Origin of the sequence: Faecalibacterium sp. 9 (genome assembly GCF_048320955.1) — a bacterium.
Taxonomy (GTDB): domain Bacteria; phylum Bacillota; class Clostridia; order Oscillospirales; family Ruminococcaceae; genus Faecalibacterium; species Faecalibacterium wellingii.
Genome location: NZ_JBLWGB010000001.1, coordinates 652,952 through 666,357, shown reverse-complemented (window position 1 = coordinate 666,357; position 13,406 = coordinate 652,952). Strand labels below are relative to the sequence as shown.

Genomic DNA, 13,406 nt, shown 5'->3' with positions numbered 1-13,406 from the left:
TTCTCCCATATAAGGCAAAACGCAGCGAATCTTTTAACGGTTCGCTGCGTTTTGTTTTGCTGTGATGCACTTATAAAGGGAGTTCGTTTACAGGGCGTTTACTCGCCGTAAACGATCTTGGTAGCAGTTTCCACATGGCGTTCCAGCCGGTCGGCAAAGTGTTCCAGCGGCAGAAAAACGCCAAGTTCATCGTAGCGGGTTCCGCCGTCCTTGAGCGTATCCTGTCCATAGTAGACCACGGAACGGGGCAGTGCGTGCTGCAGCTTCATCTGGATATCCCAGACGGTGGAGTAGGCCTCCGCTTCCGTTACCTTCTGCTTCACGGTGTCCGGCAGTTCGTAGATCAGCAGCAGCCCCAAATGCTGGTTGTAGTGGTACTCCACCACATCCATCGAGCCTTCGTCGTAGCCGTGATACTTGCAGTAGCCGCTGGCAAGGTACATTTTTACCTTTTCCTGCTTCTGGAACACCCGGATGAACCGGTCGTATACTTTACTGCTCACGGCAAATTTGTTGTTCGGCAAAAGAACGCCGGCATCATCCGTCAGGATCACCGGGTTCGGCTGACCATCGGCGTTGAATTTGAACGGGATCAGGGCAGCGTTCCGTAGCAGGTCAAACATACTGTGCTGGCAGATCGCCATCAGAAAGGCAGACAGATCCTTGTTCTCGTAGGCATTGAACAGCGCCGCGGCAAACTGCTGTGCACTCACGGTCGGCGCATCCAGTACGTCTGCCATGTCCAGCGAGTCGTTGAAGGTATCCATCAGGCGGTGGCAGGCTTCTGGATTTTTCAGGATTTCCCCGAACAGTGCCTCTGCCTTTTCTTCTCTTGGAAATATCGTTGCCATCAAAAAGACCCTCTTTCTGTTTATTTCCAACTACCTATTATAGATTCATAATGCCCCGCTGTGAAATACTGCTTTCATATTGCTGCTATATGCAGAACACTTTTTACACAACCTCATCAATGCAGGGGTCTGGTCGCCGTACTCTCTGTATCGTGAGGACATCGCCACCTTTGCCGCAGGCGGCGACTACAAGCAGAGCGATGCCACCGGTTTCATCAGCATCTATGGTCTGCCCACCAAGGTGCAGGCTATCGTAAACAGCGAAAAAGAAGGGGAATGAAGTAGTTTATAGCAGTTTGTGCTTTTTCGATTACGCTTCCAAGCTCTCGTCTGCACAGGCGATGCTGGAAGGGCTGGGCTATGGCAATGCATCAGCATGATGCCATACGCCCCAAAGACAGGGTGGACGGGCGATGTTCCGGCAAAAAAGAATGGACAGACGAATAAAATTCATCTGTCCATTCGATTTGGCGGAGATGGTGGGATTCGAACCCACGTGCCCGGTTAAGGACAAAACGATTTCGAGTCTTTAAAATTGTTGGATGAAGCTGGTCCCTCGCGGCTGTCATTGGCAGCTGAGGGCATTCTTATAACATCCAAAAAGGCACGTCACGCCGCAATTTGCAGGCGAAAATCAGCCGCTTTTTGCGAAATGACGTTAGAAAAAGCCTTTTTCACACGGGCCGTCAACGGCTGCATTTCAGGTGTAGTTGTGTTAGATGTCCGTTAGAAATATGCAGTGCTGCCGTTGCTGTGCCAGCTCACAGCAGGCTTCCCTGTCTGAACGCAGCGTTCCCCGAAAGCCGGGAAATGCTGCGTTTTCTCTTGCCCGCATTGGGCTGAAAGGGAAGCCGCCATGTCAACATTCCGCGTCAATAAAAACGTCAACTACACCGTCATGAGCAACCACCACCTGCAGGATAAGAGGCTGTCCCTGAAGGCCAAGGGACTGCTGTCCTATATGCTCTCCTTGCCCGACGACTGGGATTACAGCCTGAAAGGGCTGACAACCGGGTGCAGGGATGGCATCGACAGTGTGAGAAGTGCGGTTCACGAACTGGAAGATGGCGGGTATCTGTGTCGGAGCAAAGTCCGTGATGCCCGTGGCCGCATTATTGACTACAACTATGAAGTCTTTGAACTGCCGCAGAAAGAACGGATTGAAAAACGCCCTGCTCCAGTGCTAAATTCACCATCATCGGAAAATCCAATGTCGGGTTTTCCAACGTTGGAGAATCCAACACAACAAAATACTAATAAACAAAATACTAAAAGACAAAGTACTAATCTATCAGGGCAGACAGACGAATCCGCAGATTTTGACCAGATGGAAGCACAGGTACGGGAGGCGTTTCGGGAACGGCTGGAGATCGACACCCTTGCCCAGCGGTACGACCCCGACAAGCTGGAGGAGTTGCTGGACAACATTGTGGAGATGTACTGCTGTCCACGGCAGACCCAGTACGTCGGCAAGCAGCCGCAGACAACCAAAGCCCTCCGGCTGCGGCTGGACAAGCTGACCAGCCAGCACATTGAGTACATCTTCGACGTGATGTCCAACACGACCCAGCCCATCAAGAACATCATGGCCTATCTGCGCACCACCATCCTGAACGCCCCCACCACGATGGAGCACTACTATCAGGCGCAGGGCAACTGGCTGACCGCACAGAATCGGAAGAAGTAAGCGCTGTTTTCCACAAAGGCCATAACGCACGTTGAAAATGCAAAGGAGAATTCCCATGAAGAACACGAACGCCGTCCGCACCGAGATCCCTTACGCACAGGCCGGGGAGTATCAGCTGCCCCTGCTCACCCTGCCGCAGACCAATGATACCGAACCGCTGGGCAAGTATGGCCGGATGCGGCTGGCCTATCTCAAGAACCAGCGTCCTGTGCTGTACAACAAGATGCTGCTGAACGGTACGCTCTGGCCGCATTTGCAGGATGTCCAGAAAATGGCCTGCGCGTGGCTGGAACGCACGATGACCACTCTGTTGGACAAGTACCCCGCGCCGGACAAAGAGTACGCACAACTTCTCTGGGTGGCGCACATGAACGAGCTGAAAGCGCAGGCGGAAGAAGTGGTGGTGAGGGAAATCGTGTATGCAGAGTGATTTCAACTGTTTTTCATGTTTCTGTTTCAGCATCAAAAACGCCTAGACGCGATTTTATGTCTTGATTTTGAATATTTTCCGCAAATATCAATATTAAAATTTGATTTTCTGCCAAGAATGGAGTATACTGAACCCAGAAAACACTTGGGAGGTTTTGCGATGCTGCTTCAATTTTCTGTCACGAACCACCGTTCCATCAGGGATACCGCCGTCATCAGCATGAAGGCATCCACAGATAAAAGTCTGTCCGACAGCCTGATTTCGCCGGACGAGAAGAAACAGCTTGTGCCAGTGCTTGCACTGTACGGCGCAAATGCAGCTGGAAAGAGCAATGTTCTCCATGCCCTCCTGCTCATGCGCGAGATGGTCTGTGGGCGGTATGCCAAGTTGCTGAAAGGTGAGTCCCTTCCGCAAGAGCCGTTTGCTTTCACCGACCAGCCTACACAGCCGACCAGCTTTGAAGCCATCTATTTTTATGGCGGCATCAAGTATGCCTATGGGTTCTCGTTTGACAAGTCCAAAGTCCTGACCGAATATCTCTATCACTGGCCCAACGGCCGGGAGGCTCTGGTTTTTTCCAGAGAAGGCAATGGTTATCAGTTCCGCGAGAATGTTCAGGAACAGCTTACCCTTGCCGGACGCACCGCAGAAAACCGGCTTTACCTGTCCAGCTCGAACGAGTGGAACTGCCCCCAGACTGAAAAGGCGTATCTGTGGTTCTTTGAAAAACTGACAGGCTTTATGGGAACCGAAATGCGGCTGGATGCTACATTGTCTGCCATCCGGCAGGGCGGCTCTGAAAAGAGCCGTATCCTGCATGAAATGCTGTATGCAGACCTCGGTATCAAGGACATCCGCATTACAGGCTCCAAGGAAGAGCCTATCATCTCCGCACTGCACATTCTCGATGCCGAAGATGGCGCTTCTGAGGGGTTCTGGCTCCCGTTGGGTCAGGAATCTGTTGGGACACAGCGTTTCTTCTCTCGCATCGGTATGTGGCTTGTGGCTTTGGAATCCGGCTCTGTTTTGGTAGTAGACGAGATAGAATCCAGTATGCACCCGCTGCTGACAAGGCATCTGATCGAGATGGTGCAGGATGACGCTATCAATACAAACCATGCACAACTCATCTTTACAACACACGATACCGGACTTCTCGACCTGACGTTGCTGCGGCGCGATCAGATCTGGTTTGCAGAGAAGAACGAAAAGACCATGCAGACCGATATTTATGCCCTGACCGAGTTTTCTCCCCGGAAAGGTGAGAACATCGCCAAAGGCTATCTGCAAGGCCGGTATGGGGCGATCCCATTCATTGGAGGGAATGCAGTATGGGCAGAATAAAAGAACTCAGCCGCAAACCTGCCCGAACCAGAAAGCGAAATCCTGTCGTATACCTCATCTGCGAAGGCAGTGAAACCGAGATTCGGTATTTCAAGCGTTTCCGAAGTCGGGGCTGTAACATCGACATCATCCCGATTTCTTCTCAGTATAAATCTGCCGACAGGCTTGTGCAGAAAGCCAAAGCCACTATGGGCAACAATCCCTACTATCCCGATGAAGGCGATTCCATCTGGTGCGTCTTTGACCGTGACGATAATTCTAACGAGGTACTTCTGCGCGCCAAACAGTCCGCTCAAAAGGAAGGCTATCATTTGGCCTACTCCAATCCATCCTTTGAGCTGTGGTTCCTACTACATTTTGTAAATCAGCAGACAGAGGTTGAAGATTGCCAAGCATTGATTCGATTGCTAAAACAGCCGGGCAGACTTCCTGATTATGAGAAAAACAAGGATTACTTTGACGTTTTGAAGCCTTTGAAATCCACTGCAATCCAGCGGGCAAAAGCACGGGCTGAACAAGTCCGGAATCAAGACACAGAGCTGATATCTCGACAAAGCAATCCACTAACAACCGTTTGGGAGCTTGTCGAATACCTGAACTCCAAAGTTTGAGAGGTGTCTTTATGGCTTACCTGAAATTGATGCTGGATGAAAAGGAAATCGCTCATTTGAGCGAAGATGGGCAGTATCTCTGCGCCAATGAGGGGGTGCCACAGTACGACCTGCCCTTGAACCTCTTTATCGGCAGCAGCCACAAAGTCCCACTGGTCGATGTGGTCGTCTGGGCAAAGAAGCGCATCTTCCCCCGAAACCGGATGGACTGCAAGGAGATTCTGGAGATGATGGGCCTGCCAGACTACAATGCGTGGGAAATCGTCAAGCGCACCAATGCCTGCTTGATGGAGGACCCTTTCTGGCTGCGTTTCAGCGAAGCTGAGACTTTTGAGGATACCACCCGCGGCAGGGCAAGAAGGATCATGGCCGAATATCAGAAGTCAGCTGATACCAACTAGTATCAATACTAGGGCTCAATCCATCGACCCCTCACTTTAAGGCGGCATTGCTGCCGTATATACTGGTTCTTCTCGAATGTCCAGCTTTTTTAGAGCAGAATCCCTTAATCGCTTTGCTTTTCCCTTAAAATGCAGCCGATTTTAAGGGAAAGCATAATTGAGTAAGGTTTGAAGCAGTCCTATTTATATAATTTTTTTGTTGGTTGTTAATATATTGATACCAATTAGTATCAATAGGTATCAGCCAATGGATACAACAAGACCCACAGATTGGAATGAGCCTCCAATCTGTGGGTCTTATTCATTTAAGTTCCGTCATCATCGTTTGGGTCAGGAACTTCTACCCACTCTGAAAGTTCTTCGCAGTAGTCCGCATATTTTCCGCCTTCGGTGGTCCTGATAACGCGCCGCACGTAGTCCTTGCCGCCATCTACGCAACAGAGACCACAGCTGCACTTCTCCAAATCGTAATGGCTTTTGCTTTCGATGACGTCTCCACAGCGTTTGCAACGGATTTTGTTCGATATAATAATTCGCATCTTTCTGTTTTCCAATTTACAGATGTGCATCCGAGCATTTACTTTTGTAATATTTCTTTTAGCTTTTTCTCAGTACATCCAATGCATAGAATCTGTTGTGACTTAACTTTTTTATCTGAATAAATACTTGTGTTATTCCGTTCAATCAATATTGGACTTTTTATTTCTATGATATGATTTCTTAGCCACACGTCGTCCTTTCCTTCTTGTTCCCAAAACGTTCCTATCGGAACACCTGCATCCTGTGCGAGTCTCGTCAGGTTATTAAATGTATCCTCGTTGTCTTTGATTTCACTAAATCCAAATAGACGATGAGCATTGTGAAGCAGATCTTTAAAACCAATGATTTCGTGTGCACCTTGATACAATATTTCCAACGTTGGTTGAGTCTCATGGTGATTCCATATCAAATCTTGATACTTATCGATTATAGACTTAACACTATTATCCTGCCCTGTGAAGTCTCTATACAATTTTTCAAATTCAACACTGGCCGCTTTAACCTCTTCCGTTGACCATTCTCCATCTTCAGCTTCTGATATTTTATCCTCAATGTTTTCCAATAAATTCATCCGTGAAATATCCGCAACATTTGAACCAAGCGATTTTAAAATTTTCAACATCAATCTCATGTCGCAAATATTGTCATTTGCCATTAAATTCAGAAGGCAATCCGCTGTTTCCTTCATGCTCTGAAGGACTCTAATATACATATCAGGCATGGGCCGACGTACCCGAAGCGCATGATTGATTTGCTCCATGAATTCATATATGAATTTTCGATCCCGTTCCGTTTTATTTTTTGAAACAATCGGAAGCTCACAAAAAGCAGGCATTGTCCATGAAAATTTTTCACGCAAAGGAACACTAATACCATTTTCATAGTTAGGAAAAGCCGGAATCACGATATTATTAGCACACCATTTAGATGTATCAAAGAACATATCTACACAAGAAAAATAGTCTATCCCTTGAACGGTTTCATGATTTCGCTTAACCCACTGCATCAGCATTTGTGAAATTATATATTCCTGCTTATATGGTGTGTTGCCGCTTTGATTTATAAATGAGCATGCCAAAATCAACGGATACATTTTAAGATACCGACAGATCACCTCATTCCACACTTCAAAATCATTGTATTTTACCGTAAATCCCCACGTTTTTATCTCCATGGGAGAATATAATGCCAATAATTTCAGTTCTTTGCTCAGATCTATTTTATTATCCTGGCTTTCACTCCAAATATATTGATATTCAGAATAATAATATTTTGAGGGATAATTACATTCCTGCCAAGCGAGAGGGAGCATTGTAGATAAGTACAGGCATGGAAATCCTGCTAAGCTGAATCTTTCATTACTCGAATATGCTCGCTTATTCATTGGAATATGAAACAATTCATTTGGATTACTTTTGATAGTCTGACTACGGCCATCTACAGCCCTAATTCTAAAGTATCGTCCCCCATTAGAACTTCCAAACAGTCTCATACATGTGCAGATTGTTTTTTCTCCAGCAGATACAAGAATTCTCCCGTTCATCAAACTTATAAAAAGAGCTGGTCTCAAAATTTCCATGACTTCATCGAATAGTTCTTGCGATACCTTATAATTCGATTCTTCATAGCTTTCGAAGACAGCAATTATTTTTGTACTTATCTCAGCAGCAACCCTTTTTGACTCATTTAATTTTTCATTAAATTCAGCTTTTTTATCGGCATCAAGATCACACTCATCACAATTGTCAAGAAGTGTTAGGTATTTACTTGCTTCCTCTTCGAATTTTTCACCAATGATAAATGCCTCACTAAAGTACCTTTTAGGAAGATCTATTTCATCTAAAAGTTGATTTATCTTCATCGTTATCGCCACCCCAAATCGATATTTTCTATACTAACTTCAAGAGATTCTCGTATAATACTTTTCCAGACTCTTATCGCAGACCCTTATGATATGCAGCCAATCTTCCTTCGTGAGCTTGCGGAAAATGATTGGGTTGACTTCAATGGTTTCCACATCCTTGCAGCGCATCAGGAAACGCATATCCTCAAACCGCTTGAACGGATTGGAAAGAACATTTTTCTCCACATCTTTCCGGGTGTATCCACCCTTCTGATAGATGCTGTTCGGCTTTTCTGCTATCATCCCATGCGCTTTACGATCTTCATAGAAGTCGATAAAATAATCCACAACATCCGGCAGAGCTACCCGACCGTTGCTGTCCATATACTCGTAGATTGCCTTGAGCAGCACCGGCTTATAGGAATAGCTCATATCCATTGTTTCGATGAACTTCATAAACTTGTCTGCCATATTCTGCGGCGTAATTAAATCCCAGCCATACTGTTTAGCGATATTTCGGATGCTTTCCTCCCGGAAATAGTGGAACATCCGCTTATCCCCAAACGGAATGGAAAGATCAGGCTTGATTTTTCCGTCTTTAATATAGCGTTCAACCGTTTCGGACTGAACATCGACCATGCGGACAAGCTCAATCTGCGAAATCATATCTTTGACGCTGTTCTGCCAGTTGAACAGGTCAATGATTTCATAGTCATCCACATCAATCGGAACATCCAGCCATGCTTCGGGCTTCTCGCCTTTGAAAAGCATATCCTGATCCAATTTCCGTTTATTTTCCGGTGCCAGAACATAGGCCATCGGCTGATATTTGGCAATGTTCAGCACACGATGCAGACTATACGGCATATTGAACATATTGGCGTTGTCTACGAAGTCGATGACAAGCAAGTCATCCTTGCCCGGACAACGGCGCGTACCACGACCAAGCTGCTGCATATAGATAGTTTTGGACATCGTTGGCCGTGCCATAAACAGAACGGTGGTATGCGGGCTGTCCCAGCCTTCGTTCAGCAAATCGCAGGCGCACAATACGTCCGTTGACCCTGTTTCGTAATCCTTCAGGACTTTCTCCCGAATCTCCACACGGTCACGTCCAGAAACGGCTTCTGCGTTTACTCCATTGTCGCGCAGCAACTTTGCAATTTCCGCAGCATGGTCTACGCTGGCGCAGAAGATCACCGTCTTTTTTCCGTTCACATATTTCAGATAGGTATCCACGATCAGCTGATTCCGTTCCGGGATAAACAGCTTGCTTTCCAAGTCCTGCGAATTATACTTGATACCGTTGATGCGCACGTCCGTCAGATCGATGTTAGTTTTGACCCGGATGCAGCGGATGGGCACCAGCACGCCACGTTCCACTGCTGTTTTCAAATCCATCTTGTGCGCCACATTCTGAAACAGTTCCAGCATATCCTCGCCATCGCTGCGTTCCGGGGTCGCTGTCAGGCCAAGAATGAACTTCGGGTGAAAATATGTAAAGATTTTTTGATAGGTATTCGCTGCCGCATGGTGGCACTCGTCAACAATCAGGTAGTCAAACGCTGTGGGCGAAAACTTTTCCAAATCTTTGGAAATGCTCTGGACAGTTGCAAAAATAACGGTCTGTGAAACATCTTTCTGTCCACCGGTATACTCGCCAAGTGTCGCCTCCGGCCACACCCTCGCAAAGGTATCCTTCGCCTGAGATGCCAGTTTCAGCGCATTTACCAGAAACAGCGTGCGCCCGCCCACGGCTTTCGCATCTGTCGCTGCGGTAATGGTCTTTCCTACGCCTGTCGCATGGTACAGCAATGCGATGGTTTTCCCATCGTCCCGCACCTTTTTCAGGTTCTCGATGGCTTCCTGCTGATAATCCCGGAGTTCGATTGTCTGACCCATCTGAACCGGAAGGTCTGCTTCAAATGCCTTGAACATTGGGCTGCTGCCCAAAAATGTAATCAGCTCATCCTTGACCTTTTCCGGCTGCTTTTCCAGCTGACTGTAAATCCAGCGGTAAACCTTCCAGTTATCATAAACCAGACTGTTCTGCTTCAGAAGGTCATCTGCATACTTGTTCTCGGAAACCTTACTTGGGTTGTGGTAAGTTTCTCCGTCTATCTCGATTGCAATTTTGGATTCAGGCGATTCCAACGCAAAGTCGATGTAGCGATGCCGACCATAGATATCAACACACGGATACTGAACCTGCAAATTTTCTGTTTTCTCCGGGCCGAATGCTTCACAGAACAGCTGAACAAACAGTTCTTCCGCACGGCTATTGACGCTGGTTGCTTTTAATGGTTCCATAGAGCACACCTCTTTGGGTATTTTGTAGAATCCGAATTCGTTATAAGTTCATTATAGAGCACTTTCTGACTTCTTTCCAGAGATTAGTACAGAAATATGTCAGCAGCCTGCCTGTTTATTGTTCTTTTTGAGTGGTTAAGCAATGTCTCATCCGTATTGTGAGCATTGAATAGGGCTTTTGTCCGCGCTATAATAGAAGAAAACTGCAAGGAAGTGTCATCATGCTTCACCCCGGACTGTACGAACAGGTCATTAACAATGCGCTGAACCGTGAGCTTTCGGAGGTTCCGGAAGCTCGTAAATCCACTGCGCCCATCGACACGGCAGAAGCCTCTAAAGTGCTGGCGCAGTACCTGACCGAAGTGGTACAGAAAGGCCTCGACAACGTACAGGACAATGGCGGCGGCATCGAAGCACAGATTGCTCTGGCAAACCAGATCGTAAGCACCATCCAGACTACCACCAAAGAACCTGACTTTGCCGCGCTGGGCGTTGACCAGCGTGCAGAGCAGCTTCTTGCGCTTTTACGGGAAAATGACCCCCGCCTTGCCACCGGAAAAGCGGCCAAAGACATCGAACGGCCGGAAACGCCTCTTGCGCAAAGCTCGTTGTTCACCGGTGCCATCCACGAGCCGCAGATGTACACTGAACTGAAAAAGGAGATCGTGTCTGCCGACCACATCGACATGCTGGTGTCCTTCATCAAGTGGAGCGGTCTGCGCCTGCTTATGGACGAGCTGCGGCAGTTTACCCAGAACGGCGGAGAGCTGCGTATCATTACCACTTCCTACATGGGTGCCACCGATGTAAAGGCTATCGAAGAACTGCGCCAGCTGCCTAATACGAAAATCAAGGTCAGCTACGACACCAAGCGCATCCGGCTCCACGCAAAGACGTATGTGTTCTACCGGGACACCGGTTTTACAACAGCCTATGTCGGCTCGTCCAACCTGTCCAACGCGGCCATTTCCAGCGGACTGGAATGGAACGTCAAAGTGACCCGGAAAGACCTACCGGAGACCATCGATAAGATTGCCGCCACCTTTGAAAGCTACTGGAACGCCGGCGAGTTTGAGTACTACAACGAAGGTCAGCGGGAGCGCCTTGCGCGGGCCCTGAAAGCCGAAAAGTACAGCGAGACCGACCACAGCGGCATTTACACGCTGGACATTCTGCCGTATTCCTACCAGCAGGAAATTCTGGACAAGCTGGAAGCCGAACGCACCGTGCGCGGGCACAATCGCAATCTGGTGGTTGCCGCCACCGGCACCGGCAAAACGGTCATCTCGGCGCTGGATTACAAGCGGTTCTGTAAACAGCATCCCGGCAAGCCCTGCCGGCTGCTGTTCGTGGCGCATCGAGAAGAAATCCTGAAACAGAGCCTGTACACTTTCCGTGCCGTGTTGAAAGATGCCAATTTCGGCGAACTGTTGGTCGGCAATTACAAAGTGGACAGCATTGAACACCTGTTTATTTCCATCCAAACCTTCAACTCGCAGGATTTTACCGCCAAGACCGGGGCTGATTTCTACGATTATATCGTGGTGGACGAATTCCACCATGCCGCCGCGCCCACCTATCAGAAGCTGTTGGAGTATTATCAGCCACAGATTTTGTTGGGCCTGACTGCCACACCGGAGCGTATGGACGGCAAGAGCATTCTGGATTATTTCGGTGGGCGCGTTGCCGCCGAGATTCGCCTGCCGGAAGCCATTGACCGGAAACTGCTGTGCCCGTTCCAATATTTCGGCGTGACCGATACGGCCGACCTGAGCAGTCTGAAATGGCGCACCGGCGGTTATGATAAGGCCGAACTGTCCAACCTGTACACCTTCAGCGGCATGGTAGCACAGCGCCGCGCTGACCTTGTGGTGAATTCTATCCTGAAATATGTCACCGATATTGACGAGGTAAAGGGGCTTGGCTTCTGCGTTTCCATCGAGCACGCCCGGTTCATGGCGGACTATTTTAACACCCACGGCATCCCGTCCATAGCGCTGACCGGCGATTCTTCCGATGAGGAGCGCAACACCGCCAAACAGCGGCTCATTTCCGGGGAGATTCGTTTCATTTTTGTGGTGGACATTTACAACGAAGGCGTGGACATCCCGGAAGTCAACACCGTGCTGTTCCTGCGCCCCACCGAGTCGCTGACCGTGTTTTTGCAGCAGCTGGGCCGCGGCCTGCGTCTGGCTGAAAACAAGGAATGCCTGACCGTGCTGGACTTCATCGGGCAGGCAAACAAGAAGTACAATTTCGAGGAAAAGTTTACGGCCCTGCTCTCCAACACCACCCACAGCGTCAGCCGAGAGATTAAAGAGGGTTTTGTCTCTGCGCCCAAGGGCTGTTATATCCAGCTGGAAAAGATCGCCGCAAAATATGTGCTGGACAATATCAGCGCCTCCTATGACCGCACCTCCGGGCTTATGGCGCGGGCAACTGCCTTTACCGAGGATACCGGTCTACCCCTGACACTCAGGAACTTCCTCGACTACTATCATCTTGACCCGCGTGCAATTTACAGCAAAAAGGTCTGCTTCAGCCGGCTGTGCGTCCGCGCAGGGGCGGCATCCGATTTTGCAGAACCTTTGGAAGAGAGCATGACCAAAGCCCTTGCACGCTTTGCAGTCGTGGATTCCCGCAGGTGGATCCGTTTTTTGCTGGAGCTTCTGCCAAAGTTGGACAACACCGACTTTGCGGCTCTATCGCCAGTAGAGAAGCGGATGCTGCAGATGTTCTATGTGACCCTCTGGGGCAAAACTGCAGAAAGCTGGGAGGATGAAGAAGTTCTCGATAACCTGTATGCTCTCTCGGACAGTCCCGTTTTGCTGGGGGAGCTGCAGGCACTTTTGCAGTATCAATATGACCGCATCGATTTTATTGACGAGCCGGTGGATGTGGGCTTTGATTGTCCGCTGGATTTGCACTGTACTTATACCCGTGACCAGCTGCTGGTGGCGTTGGACTTTTTGAAGCCTGCCACTGTCCGCGAGGGCGTGAAGTGGCTGCCGGAAAAGCAGCTGGACGTATTCTTTGTGACCCTGAACAAAGCGGACAAGGATTACTCCCCCACCACCATGTACAAGGATTATTCCATCAACGAAAGCCTTTTCCACTGGCAGAGCCAGAGCACCACCGCCGAAAACTCTGCCACCGGGCAGCGCTACATCCATCACCGGGAAAAAGGAAGCCGGGTGCTGCTGTTCGTGCGCGAGTTCAAGGCAGAGGCCCGTTTTGGCGGTGCAGGAGCGTATACCTATCTGGGCACGGTGAACTATGTGAAACACGAGGGCTCCCGCCCCATGAATATCACATGGCGGCTGAACCGCCCAATCCCTGCAAAGTTTCTCAAAAAGACCAACAAGCTGGTGGTCGGTTAAAAGGAGAAT

The 13,406-nt window shown here is 48.9% G+C and carries 11 protein-coding genes and 1 pseudogene; 8 read left to right on the top strand and 4 right to left on the bottom strand.

Going from position 1 to position 13,406, the window contains the following annotated elements; all coding sequences use genetic code 11:
• Window positions 1–98: 98 nt before the first annotated feature.
• The gene (locus tag ACKXF9_RS03090) at window positions 99–851 is read right to left on the bottom strand and encodes a DUF4866 domain-containing protein (protein WP_339394522.1); all 753 of its coding nucleotides are present in this window, start codon (window positions 849–851) and stop codon (window positions 99–101) included.
• Between the two features lie 79 nt (window positions 852–930).
• On the opposite strand from ACKXF9_RS03090, the gene ACKXF9_RS03085 reads away from it, so the two are divergent.
• The 7 genes and pseudogenes from ACKXF9_RS03085 to ACKXF9_RS03055 all read left to right on the top strand — a co-directional run bounded on the left by ACKXF9_RS03085 (window position 931) and on the right by ACKXF9_RS03055 (window position 5,324).
• Window positions 931–1,131 carry a hypothetical protein gene (locus ACKXF9_RS03085; protein WP_339394521.1) on the top strand — a complete coding sequence of 67 codons (201 nt, stop codon included), beginning with the start codon at window positions 931–933 and terminating at the stop codon, window positions 1,129–1,131.
• Between the two features lie 576 nt (window positions 1,132–1,707).
• Window positions 1,708–1,917: pseudogene (locus ACKXF9_RS03080) on the top strand (helix-turn-helix domain-containing protein); the annotation flags it as partial.
• Between the two features lie 261 nt (window positions 1,918–2,178).
• A complete protein-coding gene (locus ACKXF9_RS03075) occupies window positions 2,179–2,538 on the top strand; it encodes a DUF6017 domain-containing protein (protein ID WP_418265862.1) in 360 nt (119 codons plus the stop codon).
• 55 nt (window positions 2,539–2,593) lie between these two features.
• Entirely contained in the window at window positions 2,594–2,968 is a 375-nt protein-coding gene (locus ACKXF9_RS03070) for a TnpV protein (protein ID WP_418265264.1), read from the top strand.
• A 15-nt stretch (window positions 2,969–2,983) separates the two neighbouring features.
• Window positions 2,984–4,312, top strand: coding sequence for an AAA family ATPase (locus tag ACKXF9_RS03065; RefSeq protein ID WP_418265263.1), 1,329 nt, complete (start codon window positions 2,984–2,986; stop codon window positions 4,310–4,312).
• The gene (locus tag ACKXF9_RS03060) at window positions 4,300–4,923 is read left to right on the top strand and encodes an RloB family protein (RefSeq protein WP_418265262.1); all 624 of its coding nucleotides are present in this window, start codon (window positions 4,300–4,302) and stop codon (window positions 4,921–4,923) included. Before ACKXF9_RS03065 ends, ACKXF9_RS03060 begins: the two co-directional genes overlap by 13 nt.
• Before the next feature lie 11 nt (window positions 4,924–4,934).
• Window positions 4,935–5,324, top strand: a complete 390-nt coding sequence (locus ACKXF9_RS03055) for a hypothetical protein (RefSeq protein ID WP_418265261.1) — start codon at window positions 4,935–4,937, stop codon at window positions 5,322–5,324.
• A 305-nt stretch (window positions 5,325–5,629) separates the two neighbouring features.
• Here the strand turns inward: ACKXF9_RS03055 and ACKXF9_RS03050 are convergent, their stop codons facing one another.
• The 3 genes from ACKXF9_RS03050 to ACKXF9_RS03040 are packed head-to-tail and all read right to left on the bottom strand — an operon-like array spanning window position 5,630 to window position 10,017.
• Window positions 5,630–5,863 carry a DUF7695 domain-containing protein gene (locus ACKXF9_RS03050; RefSeq protein ID WP_081027638.1) on the bottom strand — a complete coding sequence of 78 codons (234 nt, stop codon included), beginning with the start codon at window positions 5,861–5,863 and terminating at the stop codon, window positions 5,630–5,632.
• Between the two features lie 38 nt (window positions 5,864–5,901).
• Entirely contained in the window at window positions 5,902–7,725 is a 1,824-nt protein-coding gene (locus ACKXF9_RS03045; RefSeq protein ID WP_418265260.1) for a hypothetical protein, read from the bottom strand.
• A gap of 39 nt (window positions 7,726–7,764) precedes the next feature.
• The gene (locus ACKXF9_RS03040; protein WP_418265259.1) at window positions 7,765–10,017 is read right to left on the bottom strand and encodes a DEAD/DEAH box helicase; all 2,253 of its coding nucleotides are present in this window, start codon (window positions 10,015–10,017) and stop codon (window positions 7,765–7,767) included.
• A gap of 221 nt (window positions 10,018–10,238) precedes the next feature.
• Between ACKXF9_RS03040 and ACKXF9_RS03035 the strand changes: the two genes are divergently transcribed.
• On the top strand, window positions 10,239–13,397 hold the full coding sequence (locus ACKXF9_RS03035) for a DUF3427 domain-containing protein (protein ID WP_418265258.1): 3,159 nt from the start codon (window positions 10,239–10,241) through the stop codon (window positions 13,395–13,397).
• The last annotated feature ends 9 nt before the right edge of the window (window positions 13,398–13,406 follow it).